At 58.4% G+C, this 17,527-nt stretch carries 16 protein-coding genes and 1 tRNA gene; 4 read left to right on the top strand and 13 right to left on the bottom strand.

The annotated features are described in order from the left end of the window. Positions 1–3: 3 nt before the first annotated feature. The 11 genes from gspK to ABEA58_RS00450 form a co-directional block, all read right to left on the bottom strand. Entirely contained in the window at positions 4–1,008 is a 1,005-nt protein-coding gene (gene gspK / locus ABEA58_RS00500) for a type II secretion system minor pseudopilin GspK (RefSeq protein ID WP_345547776.1), read from the bottom strand. Beyond that, positions 1,005–1,763: a type II secretion system minor pseudopilin GspJ gene (gene gspJ / locus ABEA58_RS00495; RefSeq protein ID WP_345547774.1), complete on the bottom strand. Its 759-nt coding sequence runs from the start codon at positions 1,761–1,763 to the stop codon at positions 1,005–1,007. The genes gspK and gspJ overlap by 4 nt, the downstream gene beginning before the upstream one ends. After that, positions 1,760–2,170 carry a type II secretion system minor pseudopilin GspI gene (gene gspI / locus ABEA58_RS00490; protein ID WP_345548050.1) on the bottom strand — a complete coding sequence of 137 codons (411 nt, stop codon included), beginning with the start codon at positions 2,168–2,170 and terminating at the stop codon, positions 1,760–1,762. Before gspI ends, gspJ begins: the two co-directional genes overlap by 4 nt. A 97-nt stretch (positions 2,171–2,267) precedes the next feature. After that, positions 2,268–2,837 carry a type II secretion system minor pseudopilin GspH gene (gspH, locus tag ABEA58_RS00485; protein ID WP_345547772.1) on the bottom strand — a complete coding sequence of 190 codons (570 nt, stop codon included), beginning with the start codon at positions 2,835–2,837 and terminating at the stop codon, positions 2,268–2,270. 14 nt (positions 2,838–2,851) lie between these two features. Next, positions 2,852–3,280, bottom strand: coding sequence for a type II secretion system major pseudopilin GspG (gene gspG, locus ABEA58_RS00480; RefSeq protein ID WP_345547770.1), 429 nt, complete (start codon positions 3,278–3,280; stop codon positions 2,852–2,854). A 159-nt stretch (positions 3,281–3,439) separates the two neighbouring features. Continuing rightward, positions 3,440–4,657 (bottom strand): type II secretion system inner membrane protein GspF, encoded by a 1,218-nt coding sequence (gspF, locus tag ABEA58_RS00475; protein WP_345547768.1) that lies wholly within the window; start codon positions 4,655–4,657, stop codon positions 3,440–3,442. A gap of 2 nt (positions 4,658–4,659) precedes the next feature. Next, positions 4,660–6,162 carry a type II secretion system ATPase GspE gene (gspE, locus tag ABEA58_RS00470; protein ID WP_345547766.1) on the bottom strand — a complete coding sequence of 501 codons (1,503 nt, stop codon included), beginning with the start codon at positions 6,160–6,162 and terminating at the stop codon, positions 4,660–4,662. Beyond that, positions 6,159–8,117, bottom strand: coding sequence for a type II secretion system secretin GspD (gene gspD, locus ABEA58_RS00465; RefSeq protein ID WP_345547764.1), 1,959 nt, complete (start codon positions 8,115–8,117; stop codon positions 6,159–6,161). Before gspD ends, gspE begins: the two co-directional genes overlap by 4 nt. An 80-nt stretch (positions 8,118–8,197) precedes the next feature. Then, positions 8,198–9,019 (bottom strand): type II secretion system protein N, encoded by an 822-nt coding sequence (locus tag ABEA58_RS00460; protein ID WP_345547762.1) that lies wholly within the window; start codon positions 9,017–9,019, stop codon positions 8,198–8,200. A gap of 147 nt (positions 9,020–9,166) precedes the next feature. After that, positions 9,167–10,096: an electron transfer flavoprotein subunit alpha/FixB family protein gene (locus ABEA58_RS00455; RefSeq protein WP_345547760.1), complete on the bottom strand. Its 930-nt coding sequence runs from the start codon at positions 10,094–10,096 to the stop codon at positions 9,167–9,169. Next, positions 10,096–10,845: an electron transfer flavoprotein subunit beta/FixA family protein gene (locus tag ABEA58_RS00450; RefSeq protein ID WP_345547758.1), complete on the bottom strand. Its 750-nt coding sequence runs from the start codon at positions 10,843–10,845 to the stop codon at positions 10,096–10,098. The genes ABEA58_RS00455 and ABEA58_RS00450 overlap by 1 nt, the downstream gene beginning before the upstream one ends. Positions 10,846–11,210: 365 nt before the next feature. Between ABEA58_RS00450 and ABEA58_RS00445 the strand changes: the two genes are divergently transcribed. Next, complete coding sequence (locus ABEA58_RS00445; protein WP_345548048.1) at positions 11,211–12,833, top strand: electron transfer flavoprotein-ubiquinone oxidoreductase; 1,623 nt, start codon at positions 11,211–11,213, stop codon at positions 12,831–12,833. A 265-nt stretch (positions 12,834–13,098) separates the two neighbouring features. Continuing rightward, positions 13,099–13,728, top strand: coding sequence for a cysteine hydrolase family protein (locus tag ABEA58_RS00440; protein ID WP_345547756.1), 630 nt, complete (start codon positions 13,099–13,101; stop codon positions 13,726–13,728). A 421-nt stretch (positions 13,729–14,149) separates the two neighbouring features. Here the strand turns inward: ABEA58_RS00440 and ABEA58_RS00435 are convergent, their stop codons facing one another. Together ABEA58_RS00435 and ABEA58_RS00430 are read right to left on the bottom strand one after the other, a co-directional pair. Then, complete coding sequence (locus ABEA58_RS00435; protein ID WP_345547754.1) at positions 14,150–14,668, bottom strand: DUF1285 domain-containing protein; 519 nt, start codon at positions 14,666–14,668, stop codon at positions 14,150–14,152. 55 nt (positions 14,669–14,723) lie between these two features. Continuing rightward, a complete protein-coding gene (locus ABEA58_RS00430; protein WP_345547752.1) occupies positions 14,724–15,410 on the bottom strand; it encodes a TetR/AcrR family transcriptional regulator in 687 nt (228 codons plus the stop codon). Positions 15,411–16,288: 878 nt separating this feature from the next. On the opposite strand from ABEA58_RS00430, the gene ABEA58_RS00425 reads away from it, so the two are divergent. Both ABEA58_RS00425 and ABEA58_RS00420 read left to right on the top strand, forming a co-directional pair. Beyond that, positions 16,289–17,146, top strand: coding sequence for an acyl-CoA thioesterase (locus ABEA58_RS00425; protein WP_345548046.1), 858 nt, complete (start codon positions 16,289–16,291; stop codon positions 17,144–17,146). Between the two features lie 79 nt (positions 17,147–17,225). Then, a tRNA-Pro gene (locus ABEA58_RS00420) sits at positions 17,226–17,302 on the top strand. The last annotated feature ends 225 nt before the right edge of the window (positions 17,303–17,527 follow it).

Below are 17,527 nucleotides of genomic sequence, written 5' to 3'. Positions count from 1 at the left end.
CACTTATATGGAGCTGCCGGAAACATCATCGGCCAATAATTCACTCATCTGCACCGTCGCGAAAGCGCGCCGCTGCCGCTGAACGACCCGCACTTCGCCACTGCCCTCATCCAACTGCAGCAGGGATTCCCAATATTGCTGATGGTCCCCCTCGCCCCCCAACTGTACGGCAATCCGGGCCAGAAAGTAGCGGCTGTGGAAATCCAGACCACCGGTACTGCCAAGCCCATAGGGCGCCAGTTGGCTAACATCGGTAAAAACTCCGCCCGTTTCACGGAAACTCACCAGCTTCGAAGCAGAAGCTCCCGGCTCCATGGCCGAAAGCAGTTCCTCCGGTGCAAAATTCACATTCACTGCCGTGCCGCTTTCCGGGAGAGCACAGAGGAATGGGCGCAGCGACTGCCAATCCTCGGGTTCCATACCGGCCACTAGCGCCAGTTCCGAGATGTCGGTGATCGGCACGTCTGGCGTGCGGTGCGCCAGCTCGCGGCCCAAATAACCGTCATCTTCCGTACCCGGCGCGAGCGGGGTATCTCCGCTATCCACCCAGTCCTCGATGGCGCGGGCAAGGTCACTCTTGCCGGTAAGGCTGCCCACCAGCCGCGCCAACACTTTGCTATGGTCCGCATGACCGCCGCCCCCCGCGAGATTATTCACATTAAAGCAGGAGTTTAAGTCTTTGATATTAATGCGGATTTTTCCGTTTTCCGGATTAAAGGACAGCGCTGGCGCCGCCCAGTCCTCCAGCCCGGTATCCGCGGAAACCGCCAGAGCCTTATCCTGTTTAAAATCCTGCTCCAGCGCTATCCGCGCCCAGGCCTCGGCGCCGGCAACGAACTCCGCCAACTGCGCATTGGCCAGCAGCGCGCTGGTCCTGGCCACCGCCATGCGGTTGCGGGTGATGGTATGGGTGAGTGCCGCTACCGCGATGACCAGCACCAGCAAGACCGTCACGAGTGCAACGCCACGCTGGTTGGGCAGGCGAGAGAATGTGCCAACTGAACTCACTGCTGCCCCCCTGTCGTCCCGCCAGTGGTCTGCTGCTGCCCAGCCCCCTGGCCACCATTACTGTTATTTGCGCCCTGCCCAGTACCAATACCAGTACCGCTACCAGCACCAGCACCCGGTATCGGGTAACGATTCAGGGGAAAGACCCGGCGCACTTCGCTGTCGCCGGTGCGCAATGTGAATTCCACTGCGGCGGGGATGCGAGTATCTGCGCTTCCTGCCACAGAAGTACTCCCTAATGGGGGCCACTCGGCCAGCCAGACCTTGGTATTCGGTTCGTAATAGCGAAACCCCAGCACCTGAACACCCAGCAACAGTGGCTCCGAGACTGGCTCGGAGTCCGGGGCGCGGTCCAGTACCCGCCATCGATTGCGCAACAGCAGCCCGCCATTATCGGCATCGCCATCTTTGGCAAAACCGAGGCTGTAGCTGAGTCGAAGCAGCTCGCCGCGCGGCTCTGCTGTCAGATTGGCGGCGCCCAGGCGGGTGAATTCCACCTCATTGACGTCACCGCGCAGGGCCGGCTCGAAACCGCTGTAGGCATTCTTTACCGGTCGAGCGGTCAGCTGGCGCAAGTCATCCTCGATCCGGTAGAGGGCCATGGAGAGCCGCCGCATCTGCTCGGAGCGCTCGGTCAGCGTGCGGTCTGTACCGTTCAGGGTATCCATCAGGCTGTAAGAGCCAATGCCAATGATCGAGACGATGACGAGCACCACCATCATCTCGACCAGCGTGAATCCACTATGACGAATCACGGCAGTTCCTCGGCGGCCCAGGCATCGAGGCTGAAGGTGGGGTTATCCGCATCGGGTCTCGCCACCTCGATGGTGATATGGCGCAGGCGGGGCTCACTGGTACCTTCCACCGTTGCCTTTACCAGCCACTCACCCTGCCCTTGAGTGATGCGCTCGGACTTTTCCCCCAAGGGCGGCCATGGGCTCTGTACACGGATTTCCGCCAGGGCCTGTTGCGCCACAGAACTGGCGGCCAGCCGCTCTTCAAGTAAAAACTGGGTGCGAACGCTGCCCTGCATGGTCCGCAACACACTGGTGGCGATCACACCAAAGATGGTCAACGCCACCAGCACCTCAATCAGGGTAAACCCCCGCCGCTTCTTGTGGCGGCGCAGGGTGGCCCGGTATAAACAACTCCCCCGGCACAAACAACTGTCTCGGTAATGATCGTTAGCGGGGGCACCATGGGCGGGACGCGCGCTTTGTGGGCTAGCCCCTTCCGTCAGCGCAGGGAACTCAGGTACCTCAATCATCGCTAGCGCTCCAGTTCAATTCCAGGCCGTAAAGGCTGCTGTAGGCCAGGTGCGCCTCGCGCTGGACCCGGTCACCGTCAAGCAGCTGCACAGCCAGTTCCGCCGGCAAAATCTCGCCGCTGGAGAGTGACACAAACTGGGGCTGGGGGCTGTCATCATCGCGCCCGGCGGCAAATTCGGCGGCGTCTGATGAGGGTATTTCCGCCTCGCTGAGCACCTCAAGGCGAATATTCTCCGGCAACTGGTGCGCCAGGAAACGCGCAGACGAGCGGCCCCCTGCACCACTCTCGGGCGCCAGCCACTGCATGCTGGCGGGATCGAACTGCACCACGGTGTAGCTGTCGCGCTTGAACACCACGCCATAGTGGGTTTTATCGATTAAGGCCCGATCTGCAACCAGCTGCAGGAGGTTGGCGAGTCGCTGAACCTCACTGCTCCAGGCGCGGCCTCCGGCGCTGCCGAGCGAAACCACCGCCATGCCGGCGAGAACGGCGATGATCACGATCACCACCAGCAATTCGATCAGTGTGAAGCCGCCCGCGCGACCCGGCGCCGCCCTCATGGTTTCAACCGCAATCAGGGCTTGGAAGCAAACAGGTCGGCCGCTTCACCCTCGCCACCCGGTTTGCCGTCGGCGCCGAAGCTGAAGAGATCGTAGGGGCCCTCACTGCCCGGGCTGATGTACTGGTAGGCATTGCCCCATGGGTCCTTGGGCTCGCGTTTCAGGTAGGGTTGAGTCCAGTTCTTGGCTTCCGGGAAACCGGCAGGTTTGCTCACCAGGGCCTGCAGGCCCTGCTCTGTACTCGGAAAAACGTAATTGTCCATGCGGTACAGGTCCAGTTGCGTTTCGATAGCGCGCAAGTCAGACATTGCCGCCTTGACCCGTGCCTCACCGGTCCGGCCCATGATATTGGGGACAACCAGGGCGCCCAGTACCCCGAGGATCACGATCACCACCATGATCTCAATCAGCGTAAAACCACCGCTCTTGCGCAGATTTTTCATAAAGACTCTCTCTATCAGGGTTCTGTCTAGTAATTTTCTTTTTGTGCGTTTTATCAATCAGGAGCTATTTATATCGCGCCATACACCGAAGACATTGACAAGACGTTCTTGGCACGGTTTTCCCGACCACACTCCCCCTTGGTCAGCGGTCAACCGGGGTCAAATAACCGCCTGATTCATACTCATAATCGGCATCATGATCGCCATCACGATAAACAGCACAATGGCCGCCATCAGCAGCAACATTACCGGCTCGAACAGACTGACAAAAGCGGTGACCGCGCTCTGCAGATCCTCCTCCTGGGACGCCGCGGCGCGGCCGAGCATGTCATCGAGGCTGCCGGAAGACTCACCGCTGGCGATCATGTAGATCATCATCGGCGGGAAGTACTCCACATCCTCAAGAGCCTTGCGCAGGCTGCCACCCTCGCGCACCGATTTCTGCGCCGCCAGTAAACGCTCCTTCAAGAAATCGTTGCTCATTACGCCGCTGGCGATGCCCATCGCCTGCACCAGCGGGACACTACTGCCGGTGAGAATCGCCAAAGTGCCGACGTAGCGGGCACTTTGTGCCCCGCGCACCAGCCAGCCGATCACAGGCAGCTCCAGCAGACGATGATGAAAGCGATAGCGGATAGCGGGCTGGCGCAGCATCATGACCACGCCGATCGCCAGCACAATCAGTAGCGGTGGTACCAGCCAGCCCCAGGCGGCAATAAAATCGCTTAACGAGACCAGAATTCGGGTTGGCAGTGGAAGAACCTGTCCGGTACCGGTGAAAACCTCGATCACATCCGGCACCACATAAATCATCAGGCCGGTCACCACCAGCACGCAGACCAGCACCAGCACCATGGGATAGATCAGCGCCAGCTGCACCTTCTGGCGAAATTTCTGCTGGTTCTCCACATATTCACTCAGGCGCTCCAGCACACCGTCCAGATGACCGGAGTGCTCGCCCGCCTCAACGGTGGCCCGATAGAGTTTGGGGAAAGCTCGCGGAAAACTGCCAAGGGCGAGGGCAAAGCTGTGCCCCTCGAGAATCTTGCCGCGCACCGCCAGCACGATGCGGCGAATCTTGGCATTGCGGGTCTGGTTGGCGATTGCACCGAGAGACTCCTCAAGGGGAATGCCGGCCCGCAACAGGGTGGCGATCTGGCGGGTCAGCAGCGCCAGGTTTTTGACACTGAGGCCCGGGCTGCCGGACAGCAAAGAAGCGCCGCTGGTGGAGGCGGTTTCCGTCGCCGGCCCCACCTCCAGTGGCACCAGCCCCCGGCCGCGCAATTGCTGCCGCGCCGCCTTGGCACTGTCTGCCTCCAGCGTGCCGCGGCTCTTGCGGCCGGCCTCTGTGAGTGCGATGTACTCGAAAGCGGCCACTGTCAGGACTCCTGCGTGACGCGCAAGACTTCCTCAAGGGAAGTGATTCCGGCCAACACCTTGGCAATGCCATCTTCGCGGATACTCGGCGATACTTTGCGGGCCTCAAGTACCAGGGCGCTTTCGGAAGCGCGGTCATGGATCAGCTGGCGCATGGTTTCATTCACCGGTACCAGCTCGTAAATCCCAACCCGCCCAACATAACCACTGTGCTTGCACTGTTCACAGCCACCGGGGCGGAAAATCGTTGTCTCGCCCGGGCCATCAAGGTTGAGCAGGCGCCGCTCGGAGGGGTCTGCGGCATGGGGCTGCCGGCACTCGGGACAGAGCACACGCACCAGCCTCTGCGCCAGCACGCCGATAAGACTGGAGGAAAGCAAAAACGGTTCGATGCCCATATCTACAAGCCGGGTAACGGCCCCGAGGGCGGTATTGGTGTGCAGGGTGGAAAGTACCAGATGCCCGGTCAGGGAGGCCTGAATGGCGATCTGCATGGTTTCCAGATCGCGAATTTCCCCCACCATCACCACATCCGGGTCCTGCCGCAGAATGGCCCGTAAGCCGCGGGCAAAGGTCATATCCGCCTTGGTATTGACCTGGGTCTGCCCGACCCCCTCAAGGTTGTACTCCACCGGGTCCTCAACCGTGAGAATGTTCTTCTCGCGGTTGTTGATGCTGGCGAGCCCCGCGTAAAGAGTGGTGGTTTTACCCGAGCCGGTGGGGCCGGTTACCAGCAGGATGCCGTGGGGGCGGGCCAGCAGCTCGGTCATTACCTCCAGGTCGCTGGCGGCCATGCCGAGCCTGGTCAGATCCATCTTGCCGGCCTGCTTGTCCAGAAGGCGCATCACCACCCGCTCACCGGCACTGGAGGGCATGGTCGAAACCCGCACATCCACCTCGCGTCCGGCCATCAGCAGCGAGATGCGGCCATCCTGGGGTACGCGCTTTTCGGCGATATCCAGCTTGGCCATCACCTTGATACGCGAAACCAAAAGCGGCGCCAGTGCGCGACGGGGCTGTAATACTTCCCGCAGCACACCGTCGACTCGAAAGCGCACCACCAGTTTTTTCTCGAAGGTCTCGATGTGGATGTCAGAGGCCCCCTGCTTCAGGGACTCGGCGAAGATGGCGTTGATGAGGCGGACAATGGGCGCGTCGTCTTCCTGCTCCAGCAGATCCTCGGTCTCCGGCAGTGAATCCACCACCGCTGCCAGGTCCATATCCTCGCCAAGCCCCTCGACGTCGGAAAGGTTGCCGCCCTCGCGGTTTTCATATTGCTGCTGCAGGGAGGACTGGAAAGCCTCCTCGGCCACGGCCTCGATCTGCAGCGGAAACCCGCACAGGCGCTGAACTTCAGCGAGCACGCTGGGGTCGAGCGGTGCCACAAACTGTACGCTCGGCTCTCCATCAGCATTACCAGCTACCAACAGCACCTTGTGCCGTTTGGCAAACGCGTAGGGAAGCCGTTTTATCGTGGCTTCTGACAGAGCCGTTTCTGCGGTCATTTCTCTACCTCAGGTACCTCAACCGGTGCGCCCTCCCCGTCGTAATTCCCTGTCGGCGGCATCAAGTCGGGCAGCACATCGCCGCGGTGCCAGTCCCAGATCACGCTGGTCTTGTCGCGCACATCCAGTTGCTGTTGCTGCAGATACTGGTAGCGCTCCCGGGTTTCCTCGTAGCCGGCGATCTGTGTGCTGAGGATTTTCGGGCGCAGGAATACCATCAGGTTGGTTTTGGTGACGCCCTTATTGGAAGAGCGGAACAGGCGGCCGATTCCCGGCAAGTCTCCCAGCAGGGGAACCTTGCTGGCGGTTTCATTCACCTGATCCTCGATCAGGCCACCCAGCACCAGAATGGCACCATCATCGATCAGCACCCGGGTGCGGATTTCCCGCTTGCTGGTGACGATGTCCGATGCGCCCTCGTTGGTCGGCAGGACATTTTCCACCTTTTGTTCGATGTCCAGTGTGACGGAGTTATTGTTGTTCACCCGCGGCGTTACCTTAAGGGTGGTACCGATATCCTGGCGCTGAATCGTAGTGAACGGATCGTTGTTGCTGCCGGACAGCAACTGCTCCCCGGTGATGAAGGGCACGTTCTGGCCCACCAGAATTTCGGCTTCCTCGTTATCCAGTGCCATGATCGTGGGCGTGGAAAGGATATTGGAATTCCGTGTAGTGGCGATGGCATTGATCACCGCACGCACATCGGTTCCGCTCAGGTAACCCAGGTTCAGCCCCTGCCCCAGCAGATTGACGGGGTTCAGGGATGCCGGGTTGAACTCCGACAGGACATTGCCCTCCCCATCGACGACCGGGTTGGGTGAGGCATCGTTATTGAAGCCCGCCACCACATTGTCATTGGCACCGGTAACCCAGCGAATACCGAGGTCGCTGCCCGCGTCTTCGGTGACCTCGACGATAATGGCTTCAATCAGCACCTGCGCGCGGCGCACGTCCAGCTTGGCGATCACCCCTTTCATGGTTTCCAGCAGTGCCGGCGGCGCGGTCAGTACCAGCGAATTCAGCGATTCATTGACTTGAATACTGACCTCGACATCCGCCGCCAGCTGGTCTTTTTCGGTCTTCTGGATACTACCGCTCATACCCTCGAGAATCGGCTTCAGGTCAGCGGCGTTGGCATACTGAACATAAATAACCGCGGTGTTGCCCTCGCCATCCAAGGGTTGGTCCAGACGGCGAATCACATTCTTGAGCTGCTGGCGGGTCACCGGGTCGCCGGTGAGCAGGATCGAATTGGATCGCTCATCGACGGCGATGCGCAGCGGCTGCACATCGGTACCAGCCTGTTTGCCACCGGATTGCAGCAACTCGTTAAGCACCTGCTTGACCTCTTTGGCAGAGGCAAACTGCAGCGGCACCAGCTCAATATCAATGGCCCCGGCTCGATCGAGTTGTTTTACCAGTCGCACAATCTGTTCAATGTTCGCCGCGCGGTCAGCGATGACCAGCGTATTGGTGTCGGCATAGGCCGCCAGATGGCCGGTCTGCGGAATCAGTGGCCGCAACATGGCGATCAGCTGCGCTGCGGAGATGTTTTCGACTCGCACGGTACGCACCACCAGAGACTCCGCCGGGGTCCGCGCGCTGTCATCCACAACAGGGATAGCCTGCTGCTTGGCAAGCGCATCCGGCACCACTTTCCAGGTGCCGCCCTGCTCTACCAGGCTGAAGCCATTGACCTGCAGCACAGACATGAACACCTCGAAGGCTTCATCATGGCTCATGGGGTCACCGGCAACCACCGTGACCTTCCCCTTCACGTTGGGGTGCATAATGATGCTCTTACCGGTGAAATCCGCCGCCCAGTTAATCAGGTCGCGGATATCGGCGTTATCGAGGGAGAGCGTAACCCGCTCCGCAGATTGAGCCAGCGCCACAGTGGACAAAAGCAATCCCAGCCCGACAGCGAGCAGCCGCTGAATAAACATCCTCTTCATTATTGTTCTGGCTCTTTCTCAAATGGTCTTGGTCAAAAAACAGTACCAGTCCGAAACCGGCGACTTCTCAATCTCTCCGCTCAGTCCTCTCCGCGGCGCTCGCGCGCAATGCTGCGCATAAACTCCAGGCGCTCCTGCATAGACTGTTCGCTCGCTACAGGCTCTTCTCGGTTCCCAGCGCTAAATGCTTCTATCTGCTCGCGGAGCGTCAGGCCACTGCCAATCCCTCTGTTGTTCAGGCCTCCATTACTGAGCCCGCCGGTGCTGAAACGATTAACCGGAACACTGGGGCGACCATCTGCATCGGGATAGGTCAGTTTTTCCATCTTGCCATTGCGCTGCAAGATGATGTGGTCTGTGGCAACCGAATAAAGCTCTGCCCCACCCGGCAGCCTTTCGCCAACAAACAGACGCTGGGCGGGTTTGCCCCGCTCGGCAACGAGGGCACTGGCTCTGTTCTCGTTGCTGCTGTCAAGCACGCCGGAAAGGACGAGATTCAACTGGGTAATGGGGATATTGGCAAGGTCTAGTGCGGGCGGTTCCTCGACGGGTTCTACAGCGGCCACCCCAAAGAAAGGCGTGTCGGGCAGGCTCGCGTCGCCCCGCGAGGGCACTGCGGCAGGATCCCGCTGGACGATCAATGAGTTCCCCAATGACTCCTCCGCGGAGGATGGGAAGATACTGCCACCATAAGCCAGCACATTGATAGTGAGCCAGGCACCAAGGACACTGGCGGAGGCACCAAGACTGCGCGAAAGAGGTCGGCCTGCTGCCCCCGAGGGCAATGCCTGAATTAATCGCTGTAATGCCGACATGTACAACCCTGAGGTCAGCCAGTAACTGACCGATATTATTGATCTTTGACGCTTATTTTCATTCTTCGCTGCCAGAAAGGCAATCATCCATCACCGCGGGTATGCCAGGCCAAAACAGCTGCTGGCTGTCAGCTCTGACACTATTTGCAACAAATACCAGTCCGAGATAGATATGACAGATAGCAAAAAGGCGGCAAATGCCGCCTTTTTGTTCACTGATAGATTCAGCGCGACTTACAGTTTTTCTTCCAGCTCCGGCACCGCCTGGAAAAGATCCGCGACGAGGCCGTAGTCGGCAACGGAGAAGATCGGCGCCTCCTCGTCCTTGTTGATCGCGACGATCACCTTGGAATCCTTCATACCTGCCAAGTGCTGAATGGCTCCGGAGATACCCACGGCAACGTAGAGGTCGGGAGCAACGATTTTACCGGTCTGACCAACCTGCATATCGTTGGGGACGAAACCTGCATCAACGGCCGCACGGGATGCACCAACCGCAGCACCGAGCTTGTCGGCGAGCTTGTACAGCATCTCGAAGTTGTCGCCGTTCTGCATGCCGCGGCCACCGGAAATCACGATTTTTGCAGCGGTCAGCTCTGGGCGATCAGACTTTGCCAGTTCCTCGCCAACAAAAGAGGAAATACCGGCATCATCGGCGATATCCACAGTCTCAACCGAGGCGCTGCCGCCCTCCGCCGCAACTGCGTCAAACGCAGTGGTGCGTACCGAGATCACCTTGATGGCGTCGGAGCTCTGCACGGTGGCGATAACGTTACCGGCGTAAATCGGACGCTTGAAAGTATCGGCGCCCTCTACCGCAATGATGTCGGAGATAGGCTGCACGTCCAGCAGTGCGGCTGCGCGAGGCAACATGTTCTTGCCGGAGGTGGTCGCTGGCGCGAGGATGTGGCTGTAGCCCTTGCCCAGATCAGCAACCAGCTGGGCCACGTTTTCGGCCAACTGGTGTCCGTAGGCTGGATTGTCGGCCAGCAGCACTTTGGCAACGCCGTCAATCTTGGCGGCGGCTTCCGCAACCGGACCACAACCGGCACCGGCCACCAGAACGTCAATATCACCGCCAATGGCTTTGGCCGCTGCGACGGTATTGAGCGTAGCGCCCTTCAGTTCGGCGTTGTCGTGTTCTGCAATAACGAGAATGCTCATCAGATTACCTTCGCCTCGTTCTTCAGTTTATCTACCAGTTCAGCCACATCGGCGACCTTCACACCAGCCTGGCGCTCGGCCGGCGGCTCTACTTTCAGGGTCTTGGTGCGCGGGGCGATATCCACGCCCAGATCGGCGGGAGAGGTCGTGTCCAGCGGCTTTTTCTTCGCCTTCATGATGTTGGGCAGGGAAGCGTAGCGCGGCTCGTTGAGGCGCAGGTCTGTGGTCACCACAGCCGGCAGCTTCAGCTCGACAGTCTGCAGGCCGCCATCGATTTCACGGGTCACTTTTACGGAACCGTCTTCGACAACCACTTCAGAGGCGAAGGTGCCCTGGGCCATGCCGGTCAGCGCAGCCAGCATCTGGCCGGTCTGGTTGTTATCGCCATCAATGGACTGCTTGCCCAGGATGACCATCTGAGGCTCTTCCTTATCTACGATCGCCTTCAGGCACTTGGCAACGGCCAGAGGCTGCAATTCCTCATCGGTCTCCACCAGGATGCCGCGGTCGGCGCCAAGGGCCAGAGCGGTGCGAATCTGCTCCTGGCATTGCTTAGGACCCATGGAAACGGCGACTATCTCGCTGACAACGCCTTTCTCCTTCAAGCGTACGGCCTCTTCTACTGCAATTTCGCAGAAGGGGTTGATAGACATTTTCACGTTGGCAATATCGACGTCGCTACCATCCGCCTTTGGGCGGACCTTGACGTTGTAGTCGACAACGCGTTTCACAGCTACAAGAACTTTCATGGAAATCCCGTCTCGGTAATCTGTTTAAAAGCCGCGACTGACAGGTCAAATCGCGAACGAATCGGATCGTTAAGTCAAACGGTTGTTTGAACGGCGTGTATGGTGAGCCTTCTATAAAGCAAAATCAATAGGGTGGCGGTTCCTAACAACCCTTTTCAATTGATTCACGACCCAAAACTAAATGGCGAACTCAGTCACGCTAAGTTGTTGAAATATTACCTTTTTGCCACAGCAAATGAATGCTCCTGCAATTGGTAGGGTTGAATAAACACCGATATAATCCGCGACGATCAAAAAACCAGAGGGCTTTGACGCCCGCCAACACCGTGTAACTAGCTGAGGAGAGCGCCGTGGAACGCGAATCAATGGAATACGATGTAGTGATCGTGGGTGCCGGCCCCGCGGGTTTGGCAGCGGCTTGCCGTATTCGCCAGCTGAATGAGGACGTTTCGGTTTGCGTGGTGGAAAAAGGCTCAGAGGTTGGCGCCCATATTCTGTCCGGCGCAGTTTTCGAGCCCACAGCACTCAATGAACTCTTCCCTGACTGGAAAGACCGCGGCGCCCCCCTCAAAACATCCGTCGCCGGTGACGAAATCTACGTCATGGGCAACGCCGAGAAGGCGACCCGCATCCCCAACTTCTTTGTGCCCAGCACTATGCACAACGAGGGTAACTACATTATCAGCCTCGGCAACCTGTGCCGCTGGCTCGCCGAGCAGGCCGAGAGCCTGGGCGTTGAAATCTTCCCCGGCTTCGCCGCAGCGGAGGTACTTTACAACGAAGACGGCTCAGTCAAAGGGATCGCCACTGGCGACATGGGTGTTGCCGCTAACGGTGACCATAAAGACTCCTATATGCCCGGCATGGAGCTGCACGCCAAATACACCCTCTTTGCCGAGGGCTGCCGTGGCCAGCTGGGCAAGCAGCTGATTTCCCATTTCAAGCTGGATAAAGATGCGGACCCTCAGCACTATGGCATCGGTATCAAGGAACTCTGGAAAGTCAGCGACGAGCACCATAAGCCGGGACTGGTGGTTCACACTGCCGGCTGGCCTCTCGATGAGAGCGGCTCCCACGGCGGTGGCTTCCTATATCACCTGGAAGACAATCAGGTCGTTGTCGGTCTGATCACCGATCTGGCCTATAGCAACCCGCATGTCAGCCCGTTTGACGAATTCCAGCGCTATAAGCACCACCCGGTCATCAAGCAATACCTGGAAGGTGGCCAGCGTGTGGCCTACGGCGCCCGCGCCATCGTCAAAGGCGGCCTGCAGTCCCAGCCCAAAATGACCTTCCCCGGCGGCCTGCTGATCGGCGATAACGCCGGCACCCTGAATTTCGCCAAGATCAAGGGTAACCACACCGCCATGAAGTCCGGCATGATCGCCGCAGAGTCAGTGGTCGAAGCCCTGGCGGCCGGGCGCGGCAATGATGAGCTAAACGAATACTCCGATGCCTACCGCAACAGCTGGGCCCATAAAGAGCTGCACAAACAGCGCAACTTCGGCCCCGCGCAGCACAAGTTTGGCAATATCCTCGGCTCCGCTTACGCCTTTATCGATATCAATATCTTCCAGGGCAAACTGCCATGGACACTGCGGGATACCAAGCCCGATTACGCCCAGCTGAAGCCGGCGGCTGACTGCAGGAAAATCAGCTATCCGAAACCGGACGGCGTGCTCAGCTTCGACAAGCTCTCCTCTGTGTTTATCTCCAACACAAACCACGAGGAGGACCAGCCTTGTCACCTGACCCTGAAGGACGACGAGATCCCCCTCAATCACAACCTGCCCATTTACGATGAGCCGGCCCAGCGGTACTGCCCTGCCGGTGTCTACGAAGTGATTGAGGATGCCAACGGAAAGCGCTTCCAGATCAACTCGCAGAACTGCGTACACTGTAAGACCTGCGATATTAAGGACCCGACCCAGAATATCGTATGGGTTGCCCCGGAAGGCGGCGGCGGCCCCAACTACCCCAACATGTAAGACCGGCAGGTCTTCACCAGTATCTTGCAGGGCGCTCTTTGAGCGCCCTTTTTTGTGCGCATGCCCCCTCCTGCCAATAGATTCACAAGCGGAGGGCGATTAACGAAACCATTAAACGAGGAAGCATTCACCGAGGGTCGATAACCCCAGGTGATGGCGGCACTATGAACGGAGGACTATGCGCAGCAACAAGCAGGAGTAATCACAGCGGCTACACTGAGGGTAGTTTGAGACGCCAGCACGATCCACCGAGACGAGGATAGCCATGAAGTCCGCCCTGCTCTGTATCGACTTGCAACACCTCTTTGCCGCACGCGGTGAGGGCATTTTCGCCAGCGGTGAAAACTGTCGTTTCACAAAGAAAGAGCAAGACTATTTCTTTGAGCGCCTGCAACACCAGTTGCTCCCCAATGTGCAGAAACTCCAGGCCACCTTTAGAGACAAGGGGATTGAGGTGCTGCACATCCGCACCCGCAGCAAAACCCGGGATGGACGTGAGCGAACCTTCTGGCAAAAGCGCATGGGGCTACTGGCAACACCCGGTTCCCGAGAGGCAGAGTTCATCAGCGCCGTGGCACCGCAGGGCGATGAGCTGGTTATCAACAAAACCGGATACGGGCCGTTCGGCAACACCAATATCCACGCCCTTCTCGTGCAACTCGATGTGAAGCAACTCTACTGCTGCGGTGTGCACACCAATACCAGCATAGAGTCCACCATTCGCGCGGCAGCGGATTATGGCTATTGCCCTGTGCTGATCAGTGATGCCACCGCGGCCATCAGTCAGACCCAACATGACAGCAGCCTGGAGCGGCTACAGGACCACTGCAGTGAGATTATCGAGACTGACAAGCTGGTAGAGGACTTCGAGCAACACCTGCGCTCAGTCGGTTAACTCGGCGGAAGTGAAAAATAGCGGAGCTAACAAAGCTCCGGCGCGGCATCCTATGCCAACGATATCGGCTGGTTAAATTCGGCGATTGCAAAGCAAGACTCCTGAAATGCGAGCCCCTGCGCCTTGCAAGACTGGCTGCCAATCCTGAGTGCAAAGCCGCCGGCAATATGTCAAGAAACGGCAATATGGTCAGGAAAAATAGCCCTGAGTTTTGACCGGGTTAACGGGGGCTGCCAACAGTCATCATCGCAAAGCGAATCCCCAGCTGGCTGCTTTTGGGCTGCTGACGTTGCTTGTTTGCGCTGGCAGCTTACATTGGATAACTCGCCGCAGAGGGTAGACGCGAGCGGCCTGTACAAGCCTTTGTGAACCGTTGCGGGTCTTTTTGTCTATGTGAATTGAGATCTTTGTGTGCCGCGACTTAAACGCTTCCCAACGGAAAGCGCTGTCCGTCACTACGAATATCCAGAGCGGACGAGGAGGTATCACTATCGGTACTGCCGATACTGTCCGCTGACTCCTCAAGCGCCCAGTCCACCAGCTGGTAAAATACCTCCCGTGATACCCGGGCCCACAGGTCATTGCGTACCTCGATATACGGCACCGGCTGCGGCGGCTCACCAAACGGGCGCAGGCTCCAGCCCGTATCCCGGGACAGCGGCACCACATCCCCCGTATTGGTGGTAAATAGCAGTAACGGCTTGCCATCACGCTCACCCCTGGCGACCTGTGTGGCAATAAAAGGCACATCTTCTATCTCAATGCGCCACTTCTCCACCGGGGTCACAAGAAAGTACTCATCACCCTCCCGGCGTAGAATACTGGCAAAGAGGCGAACCAGCGCCTGCCGCTGGACTTCGCTGCCCTCATGAATCCAGCTGCCGTTACGGGCGATCACCATATCCATGTCACCGCAGAGCTCCGGGTTCCAACTGTTCACTGGCGGGTGACCTGTAAACTGATCCTCAAGCTTTTGCAACTGCTCAAAAAGTGGCTCAGCCAAAAGAAGACCCCGAGCTACCGCCGGGCTGTGGTGCCTGGCTCTGATCCGGCGCGCGCCTACCGGAGACATCACCGATATGCACGCCGACATCCATGATAAATTCCATCAACCCCTCTCGGTCTTGAATAACATCCGCGAAGGAGCGGGAATGGTAGAGTTCCACTGCACCCTGAACCAGCGCCCAGTAGGTGGAGTAGTAGAAGTAGGCAGGAACGCGCTTCAGCATGCCTTCATCCATCCGGCGCTCGAAGACACGATTGAGGGCTTCGGCGTTGGAGTTACGAATCGCGTGCAGATCGGCAATCATCTCGGGGGCAAGATTAAGCGCAATGATTTTCTCTTCCAGTCGCTGGAAAAGCCGGTCTTTCGCCGGGTCTGCCATACGGGACTCGAAATAAGCACGCGCCGGGGCGGTAATGTCACCCTTCTCGGCGGAAGCCACAGCCGCCTTGATGCGCTCAGTCAGCGCCTTTTCGTAGTCCATCAGGAGGCGCATGTATATCTCCGTCTTGGAGATAAAGTGTTTGTAGATGGTGCCTTTGCCGATATCTACCCGCTCGGCGATCTGCTCAACAGTGACCTTCTCTTCACCATGCTCGAGCAATAACTCCAGGGCGGCATCCAGAATGCGCTGCTCGCGGGCGCGAAAGCGCTGCACCTTCTCTTTTGCCTTGTCCATACCTGCGACCTTACCTGTGGGTGAGCTTTGAGACTGAAGTTGACTATTCATTCATGAATGATAGGCAATTCATCCCACTTGGAAAAGCGCATTGCCCAACTAATTCCATTGCCGATGCACTGCGGCAGCGGGCAGAACAGCGCGCCAATTAAAACCATACACACAAATAAGGAATAGCAGCTACGGCGAAGGCAAACCGCTGCGCCAAATGGCCTATAAGTGAGCTACCGGCAGCTGCCTTGTGTTTTCCGGCCGGGTGTCGCCAGCCACATCGGCAAAGAGATAGATCTATAGATAGACCTGAGATAGCCAACGGTTGTTAAAGTGCTTTTCGATATAACAAGCGCCCAGATTTGCGGCATTCAAGCTCCAGCAACAACTTCGACTCGAAGATTCTCAGCCGACACCTCAGTGGCTAAAGTTCGAGGGCTACAGGTCAATGGCTACAGGCGTTACGGGGCTGCACTTACGAGCCACACACCTGCGAGCCACACACCTGCGAGGCGGGGACCTACGAGACAAGCCTCAGTCTGGGGTCATTTTGATGCCTGCTTGATATTTAAGCCCCAGGAGCTTCCCTGAAGGTGGCCGGCGCGTGCAGAGCCGCCCAGCAGTGATGCGGTCAGCACCCCAGCCCCGGGGTTATCTACAGGCCGCGGCACCGACCTGAGCTCCAGCCGCAGCCAATATCAAGCATGGGTCATTAGTCCACTTTGCCGCCGCTATCATTAGGCAACCGGGGCATTAGCGGTCAAGATAAACGACCAGTTAAGGCAATAGGCGCCAGCGCCTCAACTGGTATCATCAATGGCACTGGCAGCGGGTTACTGCCCTGCCCCATCCTCACCAAAGAAATTACTCAGCTACAGGGCCACGCCATTATGGAGAAACTCAGCCACCTGTTGGATGTCGAGGAACTCGATGGAAATCTGTTTCGCAGCCGCCACCATGTGGAGAACTACCGCAAGGTTCTCTTCGGCGGGCAGGTCCTCGGCCAGGCGCTGATGGCCGCCACGCGCACCGTGGAAGGGCGCCTGCCGCACTCCCTGCATGCCTATTTCCTGCGCCCAGGCAGCAGCGAGATGCCGGTGATTTACGATGTCGACCCTATTCGGGACGGTGGCAGCTTCACCACCCGGCGCGTGGTTGCGCGCCAGAAAGGTCGGGCAATCTTCAACATGTCCGCCTCATTCCAGGTTCACGAACCCGGTTTTGATCATCAGGCGCCCATGCCCACAGGAGATATTCCCGACCCGGAATCCCTCAAAAACACCCAGCAACTGGCAGAAGAGGCCGGCCTGACCAGCGCCGCCCATGATCAGCGTCGTTACATGGTGGACTTCCGGCCGGTGGACCCCGAACGGTATTTCAGCGCAGAAGAACGTGAGCCCAGCTGTATGTTCTGGTTTCGGGTCGTTGGCGAAATGAGCGATGACCCGGTGGAGCATCGCTGTGCCCTCTCCTACGCCTCGGACCTGGCACTGCTCGGCACCAGCCTGCAGCCACACCCAACCTCACTCTACGACCCCCACCTGATGCCGGCCAGCCTCGATCACGCCATGTGGTTCCACCGGGACTTCAGGGCCGACGAGTGGCTGCTTTACGTGACCGATAGCCCCTCAGCCAGTGGGGGACGGGGGTTCTGTCGCGGCGAGCTCTTCACTCGTGACGGCCTGTTGGTGGCATCTGCCTGCCAGGAAGGCCTTATCCGCCGGATCGATGGCAAAAAAGATTAATTTCCGGTAAATCAGTGGTTTACAGAGCGCGGGCGGCTGTTATAATTCCGCCCGCTTCATTGATGAAGCACTTCAACATCGGTGAGTAGCGCAGCCTGGTAGCGCACTTCCTTCGGGAGGAAGGGGTCGGAGGTTCGAATCCTCTCTCACCGACCAGATTCAAAAAGCCCGCTTTATGCGGGCTTTTTTGTGCCTCTCTTGCGGGCTGCCAGCCCCCTTGCGCAGTGCCTTTATTTATTGTGCCGGTATAGCAATGCTGATTACTGCCGGCAGAAACACAGACAGCACACCTTCCGCCTTCACTCCACTTGTTTGCCCGGTGCAAAGCAGGCACCCTTCATCCGCCTTCCACCACTGCAATCCAGCAGACCTTTTAGGTCT

The sequence above is a fragment of the Microbulbifer aestuariivivens genome, from assembly GCF_039545115.1.
GTDB classification, from domain to species: domain Bacteria; phylum Pseudomonadota; class Gammaproteobacteria; order Pseudomonadales; family Cellvibrionaceae; genus Microbulbifer; species Microbulbifer aestuariivivens.
The sequence above is the reverse complement of the archived record's forward strand: the minus strand, read 5'-3'. Positions and strand labels throughout refer to the sequence as shown.